The 23806-nt window shown below is 39.5% G+C and carries 20 protein-coding genes and 1 pseudogene; 16 read left to right on the top strand and 5 right to left on the bottom strand.

What is annotated here, in order from left to right; all coding sequences use genetic code 11:
• The 4 genes and pseudogenes from IQ31_RS27275 to IQ31_RS07115 form a co-directional block, all read left to right on the top strand.
• Window positions 1–261 (top strand): annotated as a pseudogene (locus IQ31_RS27275) (hypothetical protein); the annotation flags it as partial.
• Window positions 262–569: 308 nt separating this feature from the next.
• A complete protein-coding gene (locus tag IQ31_RS07105) occupies window positions 570–773 on the top strand; it encodes a hypothetical protein (RefSeq protein ID WP_145327570.1) in 204 nt (67 codons plus the stop codon).
• 142 nt (window positions 774–915) lie between these two features.
• A complete protein-coding gene (locus IQ31_RS07110; protein ID WP_280176847.1) occupies window positions 916–1620 on the top strand; it encodes an esterase/lipase family protein in 705 nt (234 codons plus the stop codon).
• 10 nt (window positions 1621–1630) lie between these two features.
• Entirely contained in the window at window positions 1631–2092 is a 462-nt protein-coding gene (locus IQ31_RS07115; RefSeq protein ID WP_070567207.1) for a hypothetical protein, read from the top strand.
• A gap of 89 nt (window positions 2093–2181) precedes the next feature.
• Here IQ31_RS07115 and IQ31_RS28205 read toward each other — a convergent pair whose 3' ends face one another.
• A complete protein-coding gene (locus tag IQ31_RS28205) occupies window positions 2182–2385 on the bottom strand; it encodes a WGR domain-containing protein (RefSeq protein WP_083296024.1) in 204 nt (67 codons plus the stop codon).
• 74 nt (window positions 2386–2459) lie between these two features.
• On the opposite strand from IQ31_RS28205, the gene IQ31_RS07125 reads away from it, so the two are divergent.
• Both IQ31_RS07125 and IQ31_RS07130 read left to right on the top strand, forming a co-directional pair.
• Window positions 2460–3338 (top strand): hypothetical protein, encoded by an 879-nt coding sequence (locus IQ31_RS07125; RefSeq protein ID WP_145327572.1) that lies wholly within the window; start codon window positions 2460–2462, stop codon window positions 3336–3338.
• 421 nt (window positions 3339–3759) lie between these two features.
• Window positions 3760–4287, top strand: a complete 528-nt coding sequence (locus tag IQ31_RS07130) for a hypothetical protein (RefSeq protein ID WP_070567618.1) — start codon at window positions 3760–3762, stop codon at window positions 4285–4287.
• 69 nt (window positions 4288–4356) lie between these two features.
• Here IQ31_RS07130 and tamL read toward each other — a convergent pair whose 3' ends face one another.
• Complete coding sequence (gene tamL / locus IQ31_RS07135) at window positions 4357–6708, bottom strand: translocation and assembly module lipoprotein TamL (RefSeq protein ID WP_145327573.1); 2352 nt, start codon at window positions 6706–6708, stop codon at window positions 4357–4359.
• An 8-nt stretch (window positions 6709–6716) separates the two neighbouring features.
• On the opposite strand from tamL, the gene IQ31_RS07140 reads away from it, so the two are divergent.
• Window positions 6717–7466 carry a TrmH family RNA methyltransferase gene (locus IQ31_RS07140; RefSeq protein ID WP_145327574.1) on the top strand — a complete coding sequence of 250 codons (750 nt, stop codon included), beginning with the start codon at window positions 6717–6719 and terminating at the stop codon, window positions 7464–7466.
• Window positions 7467–7491: 25 nt separating this feature from the next.
• On the opposite strand, the gene IQ31_RS07145 is transcribed toward IQ31_RS07140, so the two are convergent.
• The gene (locus IQ31_RS07145; RefSeq protein ID WP_112374217.1) at window positions 7492–7872 is read right to left on the bottom strand and encodes a VOC family protein; all 381 of its coding nucleotides are present in this window, start codon (window positions 7870–7872) and stop codon (window positions 7492–7494) included.
• A 221-nt stretch (window positions 7873–8093) separates the two neighbouring features.
• On the opposite strand from IQ31_RS07145, the gene IQ31_RS07150 reads away from it, so the two are divergent.
• The 5 genes from IQ31_RS07150 (at window position 8094) to IQ31_RS07170 (ending at window position 14420) form a co-directional block, all read left to right on the top strand.
• The gene (locus IQ31_RS07150; RefSeq protein ID WP_070567216.1) at window positions 8094–9269 is read left to right on the top strand and encodes an MFS transporter; all 1176 of its coding nucleotides are present in this window, start codon (window positions 8094–8096) and stop codon (window positions 9267–9269) included.
• A 108-nt stretch (window positions 9270–9377) separates the two neighbouring features.
• Window positions 9378–10292 (top strand): hypothetical protein, encoded by a 915-nt coding sequence (locus IQ31_RS07155; RefSeq protein ID WP_145327575.1) that lies wholly within the window; start codon window positions 9378–9380, stop codon window positions 10290–10292.
• Window positions 10289–10966: an ABC transporter ATP-binding protein gene (locus IQ31_RS07160; protein ID WP_112374219.1), complete on the top strand. Its 678-nt coding sequence runs from the start codon at window positions 10289–10291 to the stop codon at window positions 10964–10966. Before IQ31_RS07155 ends, IQ31_RS07160 begins: the two co-directional genes overlap by 4 nt.
• Before the next feature lie 26 nt (window positions 10967–10992).
• A complete protein-coding gene (locus tag IQ31_RS07165; RefSeq protein ID WP_145327576.1) occupies window positions 10993–11541 on the top strand; it encodes a GNAT family N-acetyltransferase in 549 nt (182 codons plus the stop codon).
• Window positions 11542–11684: 143 nt separating this feature from the next.
• Entirely contained in the window at window positions 11685–14420 is a 2736-nt protein-coding gene (locus IQ31_RS07170; protein WP_115047656.1) for a DNA gyrase/topoisomerase IV subunit A, read from the top strand.
• A gap of 96 nt (window positions 14421–14516) precedes the next feature.
• Here the strand turns inward: IQ31_RS07170 and msrA are convergent, their stop codons facing one another.
• Window positions 14517–15032, bottom strand: a complete 516-nt coding sequence (msrA, locus tag IQ31_RS07175; RefSeq protein ID WP_070567226.1) for a peptide-methionine (S)-S-oxide reductase MsrA — start codon at window positions 15030–15032, stop codon at window positions 14517–14519.
• A 151-nt stretch (window positions 15033–15183) separates the two neighbouring features.
• Window positions 15184–16215 carry a glycosylasparaginase gene (locus IQ31_RS07180; RefSeq protein ID WP_145327577.1) on the bottom strand — a complete coding sequence of 344 codons (1032 nt, stop codon included), beginning with the start codon at window positions 16213–16215 and terminating at the stop codon, window positions 15184–15186.
• Between the two features lie 420 nt (window positions 16216–16635).
• On the opposite strand from IQ31_RS07180, the gene IQ31_RS07185 reads away from it, so the two are divergent.
• The 4 genes from IQ31_RS07185 to IQ31_RS07200 all read left to right on the top strand — a co-directional run bounded on the left by IQ31_RS07185 (window position 16636) and on the right by IQ31_RS07200 (window position 23743).
• Window positions 16636–17862 (top strand): C40 family peptidase, encoded by a 1227-nt coding sequence (locus IQ31_RS07185; RefSeq protein ID WP_145327578.1) that lies wholly within the window; start codon window positions 16636–16638, stop codon window positions 17860–17862.
• Between the two features lie 8 nt (window positions 17863–17870).
• Window positions 17871–18926, top strand: coding sequence for a dipeptide epimerase (locus IQ31_RS07190; protein WP_145327579.1), 1056 nt, complete (start codon window positions 17871–17873; stop codon window positions 18924–18926).
• Window positions 18927–19049: 123 nt separating this feature from the next.
• Window positions 19050–22256, top strand: a complete 3207-nt coding sequence (locus tag IQ31_RS07195; RefSeq protein ID WP_145327580.1) for a SusC/RagA family TonB-linked outer membrane protein — start codon at window positions 19050–19052, stop codon at window positions 22254–22256.
• Between the two features lie 17 nt (window positions 22257–22273).
• Entirely contained in the window at window positions 22274–23743 is a 1470-nt protein-coding gene (locus IQ31_RS07200; RefSeq protein ID WP_145327581.1) for a RagB/SusD family nutrient uptake outer membrane protein, read from the top strand.
• The last annotated feature ends 63 nt before the right edge of the window (window positions 23744–23806 follow it).

The raw sequence follows: 23806 nt of genomic DNA on the forward strand, positions 1-23806 counted from the left end.
AAGCAGCGCTTAAAAGTATCGACATTCATAGGGACTTCTGAAAATGCAGTGATGATCCAGATCTGGACTTCACTCATTGGCATATTACTGTTAAAATACTTGCAAAAAAAGGCCAAATATGACTGGAACCTGTCCAATCTGGTCGCATTCATCAGAATGAATATCTTCGTGAAAATAAACATCTGGCAATGGATAGATGATCCCTTTTTCAGGCCGCCTATAAAAGGAAAAAAGGGACAGCTAAAGATCTTCGCAGATTGAAAAATAGGGGTCAATATCGAAATGATGAAAAAAGCTATGCCTGTACCACAGAAATCCAATCCTAAAATTTATTTAGGACACATGTGAGGCTATTAGATTTCATAATTGAAAATTTCCATTAAATTAACCATTTAATGAATTATTAACAAAAACTTTCTAACTTTTATACAACAATCTTTATCTACTTTTCTTCCGATATTTTAAAATTTTAGGTTCGTTATAAAAATCAACAGAAAAAGAGATACACGACAATTTACTTTTAATCTATCATCAAGTTTGACTAACTTCACTGACAAGAAGAAAAGCAAATGAAAATAGCTGACAATTATTTATCTGGTTTAAAGAAAGCATACTATAGTAATGGTGGTGAAGAAACCTGGGATCATTTTGAACGGATTAAACATGGTGCAAGCAAAATAGATCTAGCGAAACTCCAGGAAGCATTTCCGGCAATCCCTCAGGGACTGGTAGATTTGCTCGAATATGTCGACGGGACTTATTGGCGGACCTGACAATAGACTAGCCCTTTAATGAAAATGAGTCGAATAGCTTAATTATAGAACCTGTTCATATAATCAATCCAGATCAAAAAATAGCAAGATAAAGCTGATCCACGGCACGGCTGCTGGGGATAACAGTTTATTTTGGGGCAGGATCCCCAAGACTTTCAAAAAAAACAATATCTCATTTTTTTATGGCAAGACCGATGGTTGGGGCAGCGTGGCTAACAATGCACAGATGCTGAAAAGAAATCTGTCAGATCTTGCAGAAAAAACAGGTGCCACTAAATTTAATCTCATCGCGCATTCTAAAGGAGGGATCGACACCCGCTATTTTATTTCAACGCTAAAGGGACATCAAATGGTAGCCTCCTTAAGCACAATATCCACACCACACTTAGGAACACCAATAGCAGACTATCTAATGGAAAAACATCTATCCAGAGATTGTGTTACAAAAAAACTGATCCAACGTCTTTCTTTCTTATTTGGAGGGCAATCTCCCGCACCAATCGAACTAATTCGAGATCTCAGTGTAAAAGAAATGCGTGTTTTCAACCAGCTCAACCCCAATATGGACAATGTATTTTATCAGAGCTTTGCTTCGACAATGACTAAGCCACAAGATGATTTGTTCTATGCTTTGAGTTTTAAATACCTGAGGCGACTGGTAGGTGAAAATGATGGGATGGTCCCATTAGAAAGTGCAGTTTGGGGAGCAAACTTTAAACATATTCATGCTTCTCAGGGTATCTCACATGCTGGTATTACCGATGTCATCCGTAAAAATATTGGGGATGTGGATATACCGCAAATCTATTTAGACATTATTCGTGGATTAGGAGCTTTAGGATTATAACTATTAACAAATGTATACACTATACACGCTGATTTTTTTGATATGGTTTGGCATCCCAGGCCTATTCATCTATTTCACGTACTGGATCCTAAAAAAGTCTGGCCGTAAAAAGTTGGGAACTATCGTCTCGATTATTTTAATCTTGCATTTTCTTATATTCACGCTATACTTGCTATTTGATGATCTATTATTCTCTAAATCTGATGCAAGAAAACTACTCAGCGAACACCATATCACGCTAAAAGATGATTTTAAAATTATTTCCAATCAAAGTGGCGGCTTAAGAGATTACACACATCAATTTGAACTATCTATCTCCGAAAAAGACAAACAATCTTTTATTGATCAACGAAGCTGGAGTGACAAAATGGATGAAAGAATAGAAGTTCATACCACTGCAGTAGACAGATATGAAGGTGACACACTACGCGCTAATTATCACGACAAAGATTCCTATATTTATTCCATGTAACGTCCGAATGGCAAAGGTATCGTTCCGACATTTATAACTATTCGCGTATCAAAGAGTAAAAACACATTGACATACGAAGAGATCTTAGACTAATTCAATAACTGGCTGGCAGCCGTTGACTGTCGAACAGCGGATCCTCTTTCCTTGCTATCTGCATCTACAGCACCATTCTCAGAATAGCCTTTTTTAGTCTTCTCCGCAATTAGTTTTTCAGCATCCTTTAGACGGGCTTCCTCAGAATCAAAGGTTTTACTTTGCCCAGCCGTTCCGTTTCGTCCGTAGTTGACATCAATTAATTCGCTTACTGTTTAAATATAATGAAAGTAGCGCAAAAAAACGTATATTGACATTAAATCACAGACAGATCATGCGTATATATTTCTTATTCAGTTTTTCACTGCTATTAGTTACATTAACTTCAGAAGCCAAAATTTCAACAGTGGAAGAGTATACCCGAATATGGTCCGATCCCCCTTCTGACAATATGAAAAAGTACATGATTAAAATGGCTATTTCAGAAGGCTTAGATAAAAAATCCATAAAAATAGAAACCGATAGCTGGGGAGAAGTTATTCTTTCAGATATGTGGAGAAATACCATTAAATTTAGACGAGGTAGCCTGGGTGAATATACAACCGTAAATAAGAGTGGTATTAAACTGACTATAAAAGAAGACTTTTCAGGAAATATTGTCGTAAAAGATGAGGATGGAGGTGAAACTACTGTCAGAAAAAACAGTAGCGGCGATTTCGATCTTCCTAATCTAGACAGAAGTCCGTCCACAGTTTTTAAAAATATACACGGCAATTTAGAAATACGTGATGAAAAAGGAAATGTAAAAACTGTATCAAAAAATATTTCTGGAGGTCTCGACATCCGAGATAATCAAGGCAATAGCTCAACGATATCCAAAGATATCTTCGGCAATCTGGAAATTCGAGACAACAAAGGTAATTCAAGCCGGATAACAAAAGATATTCTTGATAATCTCACTATCGAAAATAGTAATGGTCAACGTACCACAGTGAGAACTGATATTCTAGGTGGTAAAACGATAGAAGACAATAGCGGAAATCGAGTTTCAGTTAGAAAGGATATATTTGGAAATTATGAAGCCAGCGATAACAATGGAAACCGGGCGTCGATTAAAAAGGATATCTTTGGAACGGTAATCATTGATGATCCAAAAGGTATTCTAAATGACGCAGTGAAATTGCAATTGATCCAAGAACTTTCAAAGAACTAAATTTTTCTAGAAATTAGTCTATTTTATAAGTGAATAATCCAACGTTACGATGGACCAAAATATTATCGATTTAATTATAGATGAACTAGCAAAAGACACAGATAAAAGCAATTCGTATGCTTTACCCAACGAGGATAACACTTACAATTTACCCATAGAAGAAAATAAAAGGAGGATTAACTGAAGCAGGAGATCGTACCTTCTTCTGATGAATAATGAAAAACCCTCGAGCCTATTTACAAAGGTTTCAACATTCGTATAGTTAAAGATTTTCAAAAGAAAATTAAAATCCCTAAAATTGCAGTCTCATTTCAAGGAAATCGGATTCAGTATATTAATGCTACTGATCTTCCAAACGATATTGACGCTACGGAAATAGGCCCTAAAAAGGGAAATAAGCGAGTTGAATAAAAATAAAACGATGAAAAAGATTATATTTTTTCTGTTACTGATACCTTTTTGGGCAGCTGCTCAAGAACAAAATATCCAAAACTTTATCGTAAAAGAAAACCTTTCCAAAAATGGAAAACTGGCTGTAGTTGCATTGGATTCATTGGGAAACACCAATGAGACCATTAATGGCAATTACCTATTTACCATCAATGGTTTCTCGCAACCACTACAATTTCATGAGGGTGTTGCTGTCCCTAATCAGAAAATTGAGTCATCAACCTTTGTTTTCTTTAGCCATAAGAATCAACAAACTTCCAAGGGACGTTTATTCTATATCTATAAGAGCGATAGCGGACTCTCTCCTTTTGCCATTAGCGGATTGATGTTTTTGATTATCCCGGCCATTGTGTTAGGAATAGCTTACATGTTTAAAAAAGTGATTATGACGGCCATCGCGCTGGCTATAGTTTTCTTTTTATTCAACCATTCCCAAGGTTTGGATTTGAGTAAAATTTTTGAATCAATATTTTCAAGTCTCAAAAATCTCATCGGTTAACAAAGCGGTTTGTCTGAATGTCCCATCAACTGGTGGGATCAACGTAAATCATAACGAAACAGTTAGACATTAGAACGGCATACCGATTCCAAAATTGTATTGAATAAAATTGTACCTGTCGGGCCTATGGGTTTCATAATATTGGGCCTTAAATTCTTTGGAATCAAAGAAATGCTTGATAACCCATTGATCAGCACCTGAGAATTGCGGATCTTTTAGTTTAAGCCCGGCATCTAAGCGAATGACAAAATAGTCCGAATCGAAACGAAGTCCGAAGCCGGTACCAATGGCGACCTGCCCAAGAAATTTATTGAATTTAAACTCCCCCCCCGGATTTAGTTCTTCATCCTTCTTCAGTCGCCAAACATTTCCCATATCCAAAAATGTTGCTCCATTCATCTTTGCGCCCAGGAAGTTATTGAGTAACCTGAATCGATATTCGGCATTTGCTTCCAGTTTAATCTCCCCCAGTTGATCCAAATTACGCAGGTTTAAACGCAAATCCTCACTAAGACTCTGCCGGTTATAGGCACCTGGCCCCAAGGTACGTGCCTGCCATGCGCGTATGCCATTCATCCCGCCGCTATAAAAGCTCTTTTCAAAAATCAACAGTTTAGAGTTATTACCATAAGGAATCGCTATCCCCGGATTAAAACGGAAGACAAACTGCCTATTTCCACCGAGATTTCGGTATAAACGATAATCGAATTCTGTCTTGGCGTATTGAAGAAAGGGCACACCGAATATTTTTTTCTCACCATCGGCATTCTTAGGCAATTTTGCCAAGGAGCTAATAAGATCCAATACGTTTCCACTCACGTCCAATGTTCCTCTGAAATATTGAAAGTCCTCCTTGCTATTCAATTTTTTACCATTCAGGATAAAGGTATATTGTGTCCCTAAACCAAAATACTGACGGTCGTTGCTACGTACATACAGCTGATAACCTTCCTGTACAAGCTTGTTCCGAAAATTGGAATCCAAGCGTCCATCCCGATACTCCAACACAATAGGCGTAAAACTATGGTACTTATTTTCTGTTTCATACCATGAGTAATTCAGCGACGTGATGAAATAGCGGTTTGAATAGGTTTTATCTTGATCGAACAACTGCAATGTCATCGAGTAGGTCGTTTTGGGCAAACCAAACTTTCCACCTGGATTAATATGAAAGGGAACCATCAGACGAGGAATGACCAAATTTACGCCCGCTTGAAAATCGTTATTGAATATTTTGCTGGAAAGCCCACCTGCGAGGCGCGGATCAAACAATACACCATAACGTAATTTCACTTCCAATTGCTCCGAACCACCAAAGATATTACGTTGAGAGAATGTATTTCCAATATTAAATCCGCTCATACCCGAACTAAAGGTATACTCGCCCTCTATCTGGTTTCCCATCCGCGGTCTTGGAACGAAATCATAGTGCACATCGAGTTTATTGGAATCTTTTTTGACAAACTGCATCTTGACAGAACGAAAACCATTCATCTCATACAATCGGTCATATGACTTATTTTCCTCCCGCAAGGAATAGTACTGACCTGAGCGTAGATACATATAGCGTTCCAAAGGTTTCCACCTGAAACTATTTGTTTCATCAACAAATAAAAGACGTTTTGCAGAATCTACTATACGACGAGGCTCCTTCTTCGACATTGTTCCATAATTCCTTATCGTCATATAAACACTATCTATTTGATACTTTTTATGTATCGTTGAGTCAGACGGATTTTCGACATTAATTTTCAAGTCGATCAAAGGTCCATCGATCGTTGAATCTACCCCAGCACGCATATATTGCCTTACATAATCGTAATACCCATTGTTACGCATCGAAATATAAAGTTTCTCCCGCTCATCGAGCAACTTTGCGGCATCGTACTGGGTATTGGATTTTACAGCAGTTTTGGGGAGTACCTCCCGTTCAAATATTGCCTTAATATCTTCATCCTCAAATTTTCGATCTATATTTCTAACTTGATATGGGACACCTTCATCCACTTTAAAATCGATATGTGCTCGCTTTTTGGAAACTGAAATTGTTGGTTCGACCTTAGCTTTGAAATAACCTTTTGAAAATAGAAAGCGTCGGATTTGATTGGCGGATAAATCGACCATTGCCGAATCCAACAAATGAGGTGGTTCGCCAACATTCCGAATTTTCTTGGTTTTATAACGCCCGTTTTTAGTATTGAACGTATTGTAAATAAATAGATTTACCCTTGAATTAGGTCTTATTTGATTGGAAATATACGTTTCGGATGATTCTTTCAATGCAGGGGTGACACCAGAAATCTGTACTTTTGTAACCAGAGCTTGGTCATCGTCAAGATATTTTGAAGAACGGCATGATGCAAAAAATAACACTAAAAGCGTTATACTTGCAAATCCGATAAAACGAGGATACTTAATCATCAATAAAAATGTTGTCAAAAGCGCAAATCAGTCTAATAACGTCTCTACAAAATAAAAAGTATAGAAAACAACACGGCCTGTTTATCGTTGAGGGTATAAAATCCGTGATGGAATTTATTTCATCAAGCTATGAGGTTGAGTCTATTTTCTACACGGGCGACGCAAACACAAAAGTGGGTAAAATCTCGCATAATATAAAATCCTATGAACTAACGGATACTGAATTCCAAAAGATTAGTACACTGAAATCGCCACAAGGTATCCTCGCTTTGGTCAAACTTCCTTTACAGCAGAAAATTGTACCAAGTAATTTAAAAAACAAGTTTAGCCTTGTACTCGATGATGTGCAGGATCCAGGCAATCTGGGTACAATTATCCGCACGGCGGAGTGGTTTGGAATCGAACATATTATCTGTTCCATTGGAACTGTAGACGCCTACAACCCTAAAGTAGTGCAAGCAACCATGGGCTCACTGGCTAGACTGCAAATCCACTATACTGATTTAACGGATTTTATTATGGCTACTGGATTAAAAGTGTATGGCGCCCTACTTAATGGTCAATCCATTTATCAGACTGTGTGGGCTAATGAGGGGCTAATTGTTATGGGGAACGAGGGAAATGGCATCAGTGATGAAATAATAGCGTTGATCGATCAAGCTATCACTATTCCGCGCATAGGCCAAGCCGAATCACTCAACGTAGCCGTTGCAACGACCATCTTCTGCAGCGAAATAGTCCGGCAACAGTTGATCTAGTAAGCTATATGATCTGAATTGCCGCTTATAACTTTTGATGTAGCCCGATCCTATTTCCTTCAGAATCTTCAATCTCCGCAACAGCAAATCCCAGATCGGCATGAAAAGTGGCGGGATATAGCTCTTTTCCACCCAAGCTCATGGCCCTTTCCAACGTAGTAGATATGTTTTCTACATGTAAATAAAGGAGTACTCCCTCGCGTGTAGGTTTATAAATTTCGCCTTTCGCCAGGGCGCCAGTAATCCCAGATAAGGTTTCTTGAAATGGAAAGTAAGCCATGTGGTTATCGTCAAAATCTTCCTGTTCAAAGGTAAAATTGAATAACTGGCTATAAAACGCGATTGCGCGATTCAAATCCGATACCGGAATTTCAAAATAAACACCAGGATTTCTAAGTTCTTGCATGTTCTAAATAAAGGGTCTTCCCAAAAATAATCTTTTTTTAGGCACTAACGTCCTCGCCTTCGTATTTTCTATCTTATATAAAGAATTCTATTATTTTTCCACCAAAAGAAACCGCTTAATCGTTCCAAAAACTGTACATTTGCTCCATTCCCTAGAAGGATGGATAATCGCCACAATCCATTATTCTTTTTTGAATACTCACACACGATAAAAATAGCGCCATGCCAGCTGAACAGAAATCCATCTATACGCTTCAATTTATTTTACTTTGCTTAAGCTCACTCCTATTTTCTTCTAGCTTCAATATGATCATCCCCGAACTACCCAATTATCTGAGCAGTTTGGGCGGAGCAGAATACAAAGGGTTGATCATAGCGCTGTTTACATTGACTGCCGGAATTTCGCGGCCTTTTAGTGGTAAATTGACCGATCGCTGGGGACGTGTACCAGTCATGGCCATTGGATCCATTGTCTGTTTCATCTGTGGTTTTCTTTATCCCATTTTAACATCAGTCGCGGGCTTTCTATTCTTACGATTGATACATGGTTTTTCCACTGGTTTTAAACCTACCTCAACTTCTGCTTATGTCGCCGATCTGGTTCCACAAAAAAGATGGGGTGAGGCGCTTGGGATGCATGGATTGGCCTTTAGCGTCGGTACAGCTGTCGGCCCAGCAATTGGCAGCGCTATTTTCGAGGCCTTTGGTATCAATGTGATGTTTTATTGCTCTTCTTTCATGGCACTTCTCTCCATCCTTATCGTCATTAACATGAAGGAAACACTGGCGAAAAAAGAGAAATTCAATCTCTCCATGCTCAAAATAAACCGAAAAGATATCATTGAATGGCGTGCACTACCTGCGGGAATCGTCACGTTTTTATCTTACACCGCTTATGGAGTCATTTTAACCCTAATTCCCGACTGGAGTGAATACCTTGGACTCAAAAATAAAGGGCTATTTTTCCTAGCCTTCACCATTGCGTCAGTATTGATACGTTTTGTTTCCGGCAAAGTTTCGGACCGTTATGGAAGACCTAAGGTTATTGTTGTCGGAATAGTTATTATCGCGATTGCACTCGTTGCTATTGGCATTGGAAATAGTTTCATTGGCATGATGATCGGCGCAAGCATCTATGGTGTAGGCACGGGTATACTCTCCCCTGCTGTGAATGCCTGGACGATTGACCTTAGTTTACCCGAACATCGCGGCAAGGCGGTTGCAACCATGTATATCTCCCTTGAAGCCGGAATAGGACTTGGCGCACTGCTTGCTGGATTGTACTATAGTGATGTTATCCTACGAATTCCAGTCATTATGTATGCCAATGCAGTAGTTTTGCTACTTGCTCTGACCTATATGCTGAGCTGGCAGAAAAGACACAGGGCCGTAAAATAAAGAAATTCAAGCGTCAAAACGACCAACAATCGATCGTTGCAAGGCCGAAATAAAAATAAGGGAACAGTCCCTTGTTTTTAACTTCGATTTTTTACTTTTGATCGTATCATGGTTAGCAATTATTTAAAGCTTCAATATACTTTACTGTCTCGGCATATTCGCGCTACAGGACTGCCGGTTTGGCTCGCCTTTCTCCTGTTGTTTGGATTATGTTATTTTGCTTATTATGCATTGGTTCAATATCCGCTTTTTGGTTGTTATGCCCTACTGCTTGGCAATTTCCAAGCACTGTTTCTGCTCACAGAAAAAAACAGAAATGACTTTCTCAAAAATACATACAGTAAATACGATTTCCACAAAATCAGAATATTGGAAAATGGCTTGTTAACGCTGCCGTCCTTCATCATTCTTTTCCTCCACAACCAATGGGGCTATGCAGTGTTATTAGCTATTTTGGCTATTATCTTTGCATTTTTGACATTTAAGGCTTTCGGAAAATCTATTCCGACACCTTTCGCAAAAAAACCTTTTGAATTTATCATCGGATTCCGACGGAGCTACCTGCTCTTGCTTGTATTGTATCTCTTGGCCGGAATCGGCTTTTATGTGGCCAATTCCAATCTTGTTTTATTTTGTGTGGTTTGCATTGCGCTCGCCTGTGTTTTCTATTATCAATTACCGGAACCTATTTTTTACCTTTGGAATAACCATTATACACCAACAGTCTTTCTGATGCGAAAGTTTAAAAGAGGAATTTTACAATGTCTACTCTTGGTACTGCCCCTTCTTTTTCTGTATGTTATAATCTTTCCATCGGATTTATTTAATGTCTGTATTGTATTGGGCGGAATATTACTTTTGCTTCCTTTTGCAATCACCTTAAAATACGTCGCTTATCCACGGGAGATCAATTTCCCCGAAGGTTTTGCATTGGCACTTTGTTTTAGCTTTTTCCCCTTGATCCTCGCGCTCTTGCCCTTCTATTATATCAAAGCAATCAACAATCTAAAAAACCACTTATGATCGAGCTTACGAATATCAGCAAGTCCTTTGGACGGCATCAAGTGCTCCACGAGATTACTTACACTTTTGAAAGCGGAAAAGTATATGGTATCGTCGGTGAAAATGGCGCCGGAAAGACAACGCTGTTTCGATGTATTGCTGGACTGGAAACCGCCTCGGGAAGTATAAAATCTGATTTGGCGCCGCTCAAAAACAATTTAGGTTACCTGACCTCCGATCCATATTTCCTCTCTAAGCTCACAGGTGAAGAGTATATTTATCTGCTGACAGATGCGCGTGGTAAACAGATCAAAAACCTCAGTGAAAGAAATATTTTCGAGTTGCCCTTAAAAGAGTATGCGAGCGACTATTCCACGGGTATGAAAAAAAAACTAGCCCTGACAGCTACTTTACTTCAGGACAATAATTATTATATCCTTGACGAACCTTTTAATGGCATTGATCTACAAAGCAGCATTATTCTTACGGAGATTATATTACGCTTAAAAGCGATGGGTAAAACGATCCTAATTTCGTCGCATATCTTTTCCACACTAAAAGATACCTGCGATGAAATCTTGGTACTCGAAAATGGCAGAATCAGTAAATCTGTTAACAAAGAACTGTTCGGAGACTTTGAGGAGGAAATGAAAGAAAAAATACTACAAAAAGATATCGACAAATTGTGGCTTTAGCATGCCTAACACTTGAGATAAACAATATGGAAAAACACTTACCTATACTGGAAACTGAACGTTTAATTATCCGTCCAATAGAGATGGATGATGCCGCTTATTTTTTCGCGATGGATTCACAGCCGGAGGTTCATACCTTTCTGAATAAGGAGCCTGTTCAATCCATTGAAGAAATGAAAAAAGCCATCGCGCCTATTCAACAACAATATGAAAAATACGGTATAGGCCGTCTAGGGGTCGTTGAGAAATCAAGCAATCAATGGATAGGCTGGACGGGATTTAAATATATTGACGAATTGGAGAACGGACGTATCGGTTTTTTAGACCTTGGTTACCGTTTCAGAACGGAATCTTGGGGAAAAGGCTATGCGACAGAAGCTGCACAAGCCTGCATGCAATATTACAGCGAACAGCTGACCCATTTTGAAGTACATGCCATCACACATACGGGAAATCTGGGTTCAAGACATGTCTTGGAAAAAGTAGGATTTCAGGTGACTGAAGAATTTCATTTCGATCTATGGGATATTCCCTGTTATTGGTATGATTTGGCCACTGACAACGAAACAAGCTAATTATATTAGTTTTAAAAACTAATTTTTTTAACTTTTCATAGTTTCGCTGGGATAAAACAAAATGGTTTTGTATTTTTACACGTTCGAATAAAATACTATTTCGAACATTTCTGTATTGTACAATTTAATCTATTGCTGAGTAAATGAGTGACGAAACGAACTTCCCAACGGAAGATAATCAAGAAGAACTGGGATCAGGAAAAACAGAGAGCGGAAGTCAGACGATACCTTTATCAGGACTATACGAAAACTGGTTTTTGGACTATGCATCCTATGTTATCTTGGACAGAGCCGTACCACATATCAATGACGGTTTGAAACCCGTACAACGTCGTATCCTCCATTCCTTAAAGGAAATGGATGATGGAAGATATAATAAAGCTGCCAACGTCATTGGTAACACGATGAAATATCACCCACATGGTGATGCTTCTATCGGTGATGCCATGGTACAATTGGGCCAAAAAGATCTCTTGATTGACTGTCAAGGTAACTGGGGTTTCCCAATTACGGGTGACTCTGCTGCTGCTCCACGGTACATCGAGGGAAGATTATCCAAATTTGCAAATGACGTTGTCTTCAATCCCGAAACGACTGAGTGGCAATTAAGTTACGATGGACGGAATCGCGAACCTGTCACCCTTCCTGTAAAATTCCCGTTATTATTGGCTCAAGGTGCCGAAGGGATTGCTGTTGGTTTAGCGACCAAGATTATGCCCCACAATTTCATTGAGCTAATTGACGGATCAATTCAGGTATTACACGGTGAACGTCCGAATATCTTCCCAGACTTCCCTACGGGTGGTATGGCCGACGTTTCAAATTATAATGAGGGGCAACGTGGTGGTAAAATCCGTGTACGTGCAAAAATTGAAGAACGCGACAAAAAGACGCTCGCAATTACAGAAATTCCATTTGGAACGACAACCGGCGGTCTGATTGAAAGCGTGGTTACCGCAAACGATAAGGGAAAAATTAAGATCAAAAAAATCGAGGACAATACAGCGGGAAATGTAGAGATCATTGTACATTTGGCTCCTGGAATTTCTCCCGATGTAACGATCGATGCATTATATGCCTTTACCGCCTGTGAAGTCTCTATCTCTCCTAACACCTGTGTTATCAAGGATGAGAAACCTCACTTTATGAGTGTCAACGACATTCTGACTGAAAACACAATAAACACCAAAAATTTATTGAAACGAGAATTGGAGATTCGTTTAAACGATCTTCAAGAAAAAATCTTCTTCAGTAGTTTATTAAAAATATTTATTCAAGAGGGGATGTACAAGCATCCGGATTATGAAAATGCAGGTGACTTTGAGGTTGTTGTGCAAGTTCTGAATCGCTTATTTGAGCCTTTCTTCGATCAATTTTATCGTGAGATACGACCAGAAGATTACAAAAAATTGATCGATAAACCAATGAGTAGTATTACACGTTTCGACGTTAAAAAAGCGGACGAAATGATGAAAACACTCGAAAATGAGATCAAGGAAGTCAAGCGTCATCTACGGCAATTGACGGAATATGCCATTGCATGGTTTGAGAAATTGCGTGATAAATATAGTAAAGACCGCGAGCGTAAAACTGAACTGCGGGTATTCGACAAAGTAGAAGCGACCCAAGTTGCGCTAGCAAATACCAAACTATATGTCAATCGCGAAGAAGGATTTATTGGTTCGGGAATGAAGAAAGATGAGTTTGTATGCGACTGTTCGGATATCGACGATATTATTGTATTCCGCGAAGATGGCAAATATGTTGTCAGTAAAATTCAGGATAAAGTATTTGTTGGAAAAGGAATTATCCACGTTGCTGTTTTCAAAAAAGGTGATGAACGGACAATCTATAACGCCATCTATAAAGAAGGTGAAACTGGAACCAGTTTTATCAAACGTTTCTCGGTAGTAGGAGTTACGCGAGATAAGGAATATGATGTGTCCAAGGGATCCAAGGGCTCAAAAATCCTGTATTTCACAGCCAATCCCAATGGTGAAGCGGAAGTTGTTAATATACAGCTTAAGCCGCACACAAAATTGCGTAAGTTGAATTTTGACATGGACTTTGCCGAGATTGCAATCAAGGGCCGTGCTTCACAAGGAAACATTGTATCAAAATATCCTGTCAAAAAAATCAGCTTTAAAAGCTCTGGAGTCTCCACACTAGCAGGACGAAAAATATGGTACGATACCATCATGAAACGTCTAAACGCAGATGAGCGTGGACAATACCTTGGCGAGTTTGACGGCGACGACAAGATATTAGTAGTCCTTTCGGATGGTAGCTACGAATTAGCAAACTTTGATCTAAGCAACCACTTCGACGAGAAAATGATCCGGATCGAAAAATATTATCCAGACCATATCTATACAGTCGTGCATAAGGACGGCAAGAGCGGAACGTACTTTGTCAAACGTTTTAAATTTGATGATCAGCCTATTGGAAAACGCATTTCCTTTATTAATGAAGATGCGGGGTCTAAGCTAATCCTGATGAGTAATGCGGCTGAACCGATGGTCAAATTGGAGATTTTAAAAGGCAAATCCCAAACCGAAGAAACGCTTGATCAGCCTTTGACTGAAATTATTGACGTAAAAGGAATAAAAGCGCAAGGAAACCGCCTATCTTTCCATACCGTAAAATCGGTTACACTATTGACAGCGGATGAAGATTTAAGTCAAAAAAGTAAAGAAAAGGCAGCCGAATCAAGTACTGATACCACAGAACCAACAGTTGATAGTACGACGACAGAAGTTGACAGTTCCGTGAACGAAAAAGAGGTCGAGTCAACCGAAAAAAATGACGACATCAAATTGGAGATCACCAATCCAAATGATATTCAAATCGATGATAAAGGACAGATGGAAATGTTCTAACTCATATTAAATACACAAAAAAAGCTCGAATAAATATTCGAGCTTTTTTTTGGGATACAACACCTTAAATATTGTCTTTTTAAAAATATTGTCTTTTTAAGCTTTAAATTCTTTTAGGAATTTTTGAAGTTTTGGAGCAATGACTACTGAACAAAATGGATTTTCAGGATGATCATTGAAATAATTATGATGATAATCTTCTGCCAACCAAAATGTAGACGCAGGTTCTACCGCTGTGACAATAGGGTCCTCGTAAACATCCTCATTTTCCAATTCATCGATAAAATTCTGTGCTAAGATCTCCTGTTCTTCATTATGATAAAAAACAACTGATCGATACTGCGTACCCACATCGTTACCTTGACGGTTTAATGTTGTCGGGTTATGGGTCTTAAAGAAGATTTTCAAGAGATCTTCGTAATTCACCAGCTCTTCGTCATATTCTAACTCGACAACCTCAACATGATCAGTTGTCCCCGTACAGACCTGCTCATAAGTCGGCTTATCTACATGTCCCCCCATATAACCAGGTAATACCGATGTTACCCCTTCAGTGTTTTGGAAAATAACTTCTGTACACCAAAAACATCCTCCTCCAAATGTTGCTTTCATACTTTTATAACCTTGCGTATTTTACTCTTACTTTTATAAACCTATAGCCGATGCATCAGCTGCGGCTATAAGTTTAGACAAATATAATGATTAATCGGCAATGATATACCTTGCTATCATCGCTCCTCGAACCCGTAAGCCCCTATTTTTACTATTTATAGTAGTGCTTTCCTTTAATCAATAAATCTTGTTGTTTACTGTCACAAACCGCATAGGAAAAACCTTGTTGTAGCGCATAGGCACCATATTCCCCTTTTTTATTAATTGCTAAGAATCCAACTTGGATTTCCTTTGCAATTGCAGGCTTCTTCTTCACGATACGCATAACAGCTTCCTTACAGGCATCTTCGGGAGAATAACCCTGACGCATCAATTCGACTACCAAAAAACTACCTACATTTCGGATAACTTCTTCACCAACTCCGGTCGAAGTAGCACCCCCAACTTCATTATCGACATAAAGTCCGGCTCCAATAATAGGGCTATCTCCTACCCGACCATGCATCTTGAAAGCCATACCACTCGTGGTGCAGGCTCCAGAAATATTTCCATTGGCATCCAACGCCAACATACCGATCGTATCGTGGTTGTATTGATTTCCCGGCAAACGTTCTGCGGCAAAAGATTGGTTTTCAACATTGGCTACAGGTTTGTATTTTTTCTCTTTCAACCATTCCTTCCAGGCCTTTTCACCTTCCGGGGTCAGTAGATTTTCTTCCTTAAAACCATTTTCTAACGCAAATTGCAATGCGCCTTCGCCTACTAGCATGACATGGGGTGTTTTTTCCATAACCAGCCGTGCTACAGATATTGGATGTCCAATTTTTTCCATTCCGGCAACAGCACCGCAGTTACCATCCGCATCCATGATACAAGCATCAAGTGTGACGTGACCGTCGCGATCGGGATAACCACCTTTACCCACTGTCATATTCTTGAGATCAGCCTCGGGTACACGCACACCTTGTTCTACCGCATCCAATGCCTTGCCTCCTTTGGACAATATTTCCCAAGCGGCTTTATTTGCTGCGATCCCAAAGTCCCAAGTTGAAATTACAATAGGGTATTTTTTAACACTGCCTTTTGCTGCAATCGTCAATCCTTTCGCATCAAATGCGGTTAATGTCCCCATTGTCGTCGCAGCAATCAAACCTTGCCGAATAAAATCACGTCTTGAACTCATTTCCTTATTACTACTTTATAAAACTATCGCTATTTATTAATCCGGCAAAAAACAATCATTAAAACTGCTTTCAGTCTACCGAATACAAGAAATTTTCATCATTGACTGTACAAGAGCATCACTTTCTTTTCTAGCATATTACACTATCTTGCATCAGATCTCCCCCAAACCTACTTCGTCAATATCCGCTGTAAAATGTTATGCTACATTTTTACAGCTTCGCCGTAAACGGAAGAAGAATGTTGCCGTCACAATCAATAAGCAATATTACAAAATGGTTTTAGCAAATAGATGATTTAATTAAAATTAAACCTAAAAATTCGTTTTTTAGCAACATAACATCAAAATCACTTAAAAATCGACAATAAAAATTGACTTATATTATGAATTAATCCTATCTTTAGAAACAAACTAATTCGCATGAAAAACACTCTTAAATTCGCTATTTTAGCTTATGCAAGCCTTATAGGGGTTGAAAGCAGTCAGGCGCAGCAGCTAGATTCCACGACTTATTTCACGATCAAAGAGTTGCAAGAAAACGTAAAACGTGAATTTGCTCCCGATAAAAGAACCAAGATCGTGGCCATCCAGAAAGCGGATATAGCACAGAACCAATATGTGCTCGAAACAACTGAAAAAGATGCTAAATTCGTTTTAGAGCAAAAGGCAAAAGATATATCAGCCAATATTCAAGTACAGCTCTTGCCCGATGCAAGTGTAGGCGAAAAAACGACTGGAGTAATCAGACTCTCCGTCGCAAATATGCGCACATTTCCAGATAATGCTGCCGAGCTGACTAGCCAGGTTTTATTAGGAACGCAAGTTGACCTTCTTCAAAAAAAGAGCGGTGACTACCGTGTCCGTACACCCGACGGCTATATCGCATGGGTTCCTAGTTCGTCTATTGAAGCCATGGACAAAACCATGCTGGCCAATTGGCGACAAGCGGAAAAAGTGATTTATACAGCTGAATTTGGAAAATCATATTCTGAACCCAATGAAAAAAGCCAGCGGGTATCTGATCTCGTTTATGGTGACATCCTTCAATTGAAAGGACAGAAAGGCAATTTTTATGAAATTGCCTATCCGGATGGACGTTTAGGTTATATTAAAAAATCAGAAAGTCTAACCTTAAAAAATTGGTTTGAAACACGCCAACCTACGGCGGAAAATATTATTGCCAGTGCAAAAACAATGTTGGGTCTACCCTATTTATGGGGTGGGACATCAGTAAAAGGCGTAGATTGCAGCGGTTTTACTAAAACAAGTTTCTTTATGAACGGCTTCGTAATTCCGCGAGATGCATCGCAACAAGTACTTGCAGGTGAAAAAATCGACATTTTAGATCAAGAAGGGCATTTCGACCCTGAGAAAGCACTTAAAAATCTGAAACCGGCAGACTTATTATTCTTTGCGGCAGGCAAAAATAGCAATCCTAATGCACGTGTAACACATGTTGCACTCTATATCGGCAATGGAACTTTTATTCACGCTGCCGGATTGGTCCGGATCAACAGTATGCTTAAGGACGCTGCAAACTACGATGATTTCCAAACGCGGACTGTAGTTGCTGCCCGTCGTTACCTTGGCGCACGGGATAGCGCAATACAGAAGGTCGTTGAAAGCAATTATTACAACAATAAATAAACATAGTGATGAGCAATCAATCTGAATGGATTAGTAAAGATTTTGGAACCTTTAAATTGAGGTTTAGACCTTACACGCTAACTTTGCGCCATGTCTTCACTGTAGCTTCATTTAGTCGAAGCACAACACCGGTTGTATTGACCGAGCTAGAGTATGACGGCATTGTGGGTTATGGTGAAGCGAGTATGCCACCCTATCTAGGCGAATCGCAGGAAAGTGTCTTATCATTCCTTAATCAGATCGATCTGACAGGCTTCAACTCTCCTTTTCAAACTGAGGAGATTCTCCATTATATCGATCAGCTTGCATTGAAAAATACCGCAGCAAAAGCCGCTATTGATATTGCATTACATGATATATTAGGGAAGATAATGAATCAACCTTATTATAAAATATGGGGATTAAATCCGGATCTTATCCCTCCGACATCCTATACTATTGGGATTGATACGGAAGAAATGATCCGTAAAAAGGTAGCGGAAGCGGATCAATTTAAAATTTTGAAAGTAAAGCTGGGTCTCGATACGGATAAAATGATCATCGATACTATCCGTCAGGTTACCGATCGACCATTGTGTGCCGATGTCAATCAAGGTTGGAAAACACGTGAAGAGGCTCTCGAAATGGCACATTGGCTTGCAGAAAGAAATGTTTCTTTCTTGGAACAGCCAATGCCTAAGGAGCAGATAGACGACAATGCATGGCTTACTGAGCATAGCCCTATCCCAACTATTGCCGACGAAGGATGTCAACGTCTTGTGGATGTCCCCGCATTAAAGGGTGTGTATTCGGGTATCAACATTAAATTGATGAAATGTACTGGCATGCGGGAAGCCAAACGCATGGCTGAGCTTGCGCGTTCTCTGGAAATGAAAGTTATGATCGGCTGTATGACCGAAACTTCCTGCGCGATCAGTGCAGCTGCACAACTTGCACCATTAACAGACTGGGCAGATCTAGACGGTGCTTTATTAATTGGAAATGATATATACGACGGTATGACCGTGGTAAATGGCAGTTGCCTTCTCCCCGACCGTCCGGGGATTGGAATTGTAAGAAAATAACCCTATATTCAGTGCAATGTTTTTTTCTTAAAGAAAAGATTGCACTGAATTGCTATCGCAAGTTTGACCAACATCCGACAGCACCAAAATATTAACAAACTAAATTAATCAATTCACACTTTTATGAAACAACATGTGCTCACAACGTTGTGTCTCATAGCCTGTAGTTCGATGCAGTCTTTATATGCGCAACAGATCCAAATTGCTGGTAAAATAACAGACAGCAACGGAAAACCAATTAGCGGAGTTACAATTAATGTAAAAGGCGCTAACCAAGGAACCTCAACAAGCGAAAATGGCCTGTTTACGCTAAACGCAAACACCAACGCGATATTAAGTATCTCTGCAGTAGGTTATAGTCCACAAGAAATTCAGGTCAATGGCCGAAAAACCATTAGTATTTCACTCAGCAGTGATGAACAGGCATTGGACGAAGTCATTGTCATTGCCTACGGAACGACTAAAAAGAGTACCTATACAGGTTCGGCAGCACAAGTAAAATCAGATGCCATTGATAAACAACCTGTCACTTCTTTTGAAAAAGCTCTTACTGGCCGTGTTGCAGGTCTGCAAATGTCAAATGGATCTGGTCAGGCAGGTGCAACTTCAGCTATACGCATTCGAGGCATAGGCTCTATGAACGCGTCGAACGAGCCACTCTATGTCATTGACGGTGTTCCAGTCATTTCGGGTAGTGTCGGACAGATGGGCGACTATATTGTCAATACTAACAACGTTATGAGCACATTAAATCCCAGCGATATCGAATCTATTTCTGTGCTTAAGGATGCTGCCGCATCATCCCTTTATGGTTCCCGCGCGGCAAACGGTGTCATCATCATCACCACAAAAAAGGGGAAAAACGGAGATCCAAAGATCAATGTCAAGTCCTCTATCGGCATTAGTCCTTCCTGGGCAACCAAAAATAATGAACCTGCTTCGGTACAGGATCAAATCAATATGCTCTATAGTGTTTTATACGACTCTAGAATAGCAGCTGGTCAAACGGCTGAACAGGCGAATAAAAACACCTTATTTCGCTTAAATTCTTTGGACTGGAATCCAAATTCGGCAAATTACGGTAAACCAACTTCTTCTTATGGTTTTGGTATTCATGGCTATCAATTCAGCACAGATGGAACCTCACAATGGGAAAATGTACATATCTCAGGAAAAACAGATGGTGTAGAGAATCGAGATGGTCAATATTATGACTGGAACAAAGCATTGTTTAGAACCGGGATATTCAACAGCAACGATATCTCGGTAAGCGGAGCAACAGAAAAAACCAATTACTATGCGTCTTTAGGATACACGCAAGACAAAAGCAGGATTATTGAGAATAACTTCGACAGAATCAATGGTCGGATTAATTTAACGCAAAAGATTGGGAAATATCTCGAATTTGGTTCAAACGTCAACTACGCTAAAAACAAGCTTATTGGGATGAATGACACCAGGAATACAGGAACAAATTACCTGTATCAAGCGAGTAATTTATTATGGCAGATGTATTGGCCAACTGATTATAAAACAGGTAACGAATATACAGCACGCTATGGTAGTCTCGCTTATAATCCGTTGTATTACAACAAGGAATGGGAAAACTCTTCGAAAACAAGTAAATTATCAGCTATAGAATCTTTATCATTAAAGCTGTTACCTGAACTTACATTGAAGACCATTTTCTCCTATGACAGAACCGAGGTCAAAGATCACATCTATTATAGCGCTAAACATTATAACGGTATGGCAGACAATGGCCGGGTCACAGAGGTGTCTACGTCTATTGAAAAATTGGTATCATCCACAACCGCCAATTACAACAAAAGCCTTGGCTTGCATAATATTGGGTTATTAGCTGGTTTCGAAGCTGAAAAAAACACGACTGATTTTATCCGTGCTACAGGTAAAGATTTACCATCCTCATCACTTCATACAGTCGCCACTGCAGGTATATTGGATGCGTCCGCCTATTCTTGGGGCAATAATATGATGTCTGTACTATCGCGGGCGGAATATAACTACGATGAACGCTATTTTGCCTCGGCATCATTTAGAAGGGACGGTTCATCCCGCTTGGCACCAGGTCCTCGTTGGGGCAACTTTTGGTCTTTAGCTGCTTCCTGGAATTTGGCCAAGGAATCTTTTATTAAACAGATTGAGGAAATCAATAACCTAAGAATTAGAGGTTCCTATGGGGTAAATGGAACATTACCTACGGATCTTTTTGCCTGGCGCAATTTAACAAGTTATTCCAACAAATATATGACACAGCCAGGTGGTGGGCTAAATAATTTAGGCAATCCGGACGTAGCTTGGGAGAAAAATTACTCCACAAACGTCGCATTAGAATTTGGCCTATTCCACAATAAACTATTTGGTACAATTGAATATTTTAACAGAGACTCGAAGGATCTCTTACAGAATGTTCCGATCTCCACAATTACTGGTTTCGGCTCCATATTGCGAAATGTTGGCGAAATGAACAATAAAGGTATAGAGATTGAATTAGGTTCAGATATCATTAAAAATGAAAATTGGAAATGGACATTAAGTGCAAATGCCGCAATCATCAGATCCAAGATTACAAAATTATATGGTGGACGAGATATCGTCTGGTATGATCCCACTGGTGGAGACGATAGAGCTCGATTTATTTATCGCGAAGGAGAATCGTCCTTATCATTCTTTGGTCTAGAATGGGCAGGTACAGATCAAACCAATGGCAAAAACGTCTGGTATACAAACGATGGCACTGATGGCGATTTTATCTTTAACGGAAAAGCGGCAAGTTATGATTACAAAAAAGCTAAACAAACCATCATCGGAAATGCTAATCCTAAACTATATGGCGGTATAAATTCTGACATCGATTATAAAAACTTTTCATTGGGATTGAACTTTGCTTATAAAATTGGCGGCAAACTTTATGATGCTACATCCAAAGATGTTGCCGATGACGGCTATTATTGGGAACGAATTCATGCCGCTTATTTTACAGAAAATAGCTGGTCACCTTCAAATACGGATGGAACTTACCCAATGGTTACCGGAAGAGATCTGGAAGATGTGAACCAGATCAGCAGTAGACAACTGTTTGACGCGTCATATCTTAGATTAAAAAACATTTCGTTGAGCTATAGATTACCAAATGATTTTTTAAAACGAGCTGGTATCTCCAATGCAAGGGTATTTTTCAATGGAAGCAATTTGTTGACCGTTTCGAAATACAAGTATATGGATCCGGAAGTTAACCAATTTGGTACGCGGGGCTGGGAAACACCATTGGCAAAAACGTACACTTTCGGTGTTGAATTTAGTTTTTAACGAAAAAAAACAGTATTATGAAAAAGCTTTTTATTGCCTCGTGCATAACAATATCATTAGCAATCAGCTCATGTAGCAATTTTTTGGATGTCACACCGACCAATATGGGGGACTCCAATACCTCCATACAAACTGCTGCTGACGCAAAGGTTATTATGAATGGATTAATGAGTAAAATGGCAAATGTCGCCTACTATGGACGAAATTTCCCGCTCTATGCTGATGCTAAAGGAGGAGACTTTACGATAGCATCTCAGGGTCGCGGTTATGATTATCTTTATGTTTTTAATCATTCAGCCTCTTCTAATCCTTACTCAGGTATCTGGACACAAGGATTTCATGCACTTGTGCAGATTAATAATCTTTTGACGAATATCGATAAACTAGTCGCTGCCGGTTCAACCGAAAATTTTAATACCTACAAAGGACAAGCATTGACCGCAAGAGCCCTCATCAATTTTGATCTTGTGAGGCTATATGGAAAACCCTACAATATGGATAAATCTGCCCTTGGTATCCCTAATGTAACGAAAGTACTCGAATATAGCGCGCAGGAAAAACGTATCTCCGTGGAGGAAAACTACAAACAAATAGTACAGGATCTAAAGGATGCAGAGAGCTTATTGCCAAAATCCAAATCGGATGGATATTTCAATTTTTTCGCCAATAAAGCACTGCAAGCTCGTGTGTATCTCTATATGAATGATTATGATAATTCGTTAAAATCAGCGCAGGAGGTCATAGACTCCAAAGTCTACACATTGTATAGCAATGAAAACTGGGTAAAATCCTGGACAGGTATGTTTGGAACTGAATCTATTCTAGAATTGGGTGTCTATCCGAATGAAGCTGACGCAGGGACTAGTTCACTGGGTGCGATGTTCCGCAGAAAAGGACATGGCAGTACAGCCATATTGGGAAACTTTATAGCCGCAGATCCATTCTTGGCCAAACTTAAGAAAGACGAGACAGATGTCAGATGGGGTGTTATGGCGTACGATGAAGTCGGCACCACCCATTTAGGAGCGGTCTATAAATATAGCGGTAGCACAACGCTTGCTGGCGATAAAAATTCAACAGCAAATAGTACCGCTGTCAATATTAAGGTCATCCGTTTGTCCGAAGTATATCTTATCGCTGCTGAAGCTGCTCTACTAAAATCATCTCCTGACAAGGCCCTTGCAGCAAATTACCTGAATGCAATACGCCAACGCTCTCCCAAATTAGATGTTGCGACCTCAGGCACGATTACTTTAGATATGATTGCCGATGAGAGAAGCAAAGAGCTCCTTGGAGAAGGTCACCGCTTCTTTGATATGATGCGCTGGAACAAATCGATAACTTTTGATGATGATTTAGGAAATATAAGCACAACAAATAGACAAAAAACGATCGATAGAACCTTCTTTAAAACCATTCTTCCTATTTCACTGGATGAGATGAATGCAAACCCAGCTATAGCAAATCAACAGAATACCGGCTACTAGTAGTTTCAAAAAGAAAAAGGTCACAGCACAGGCTGTGACCTTTTTCTTTTTTGAGCTATATTA

Source organism: Sphingobacterium siyangense (assembly GCF_007830445.1).
GTDB lineage: Bacteria > Bacteroidota > Bacteroidia > Sphingobacteriales > Sphingobacteriaceae > Sphingobacterium > Sphingobacterium siyangense.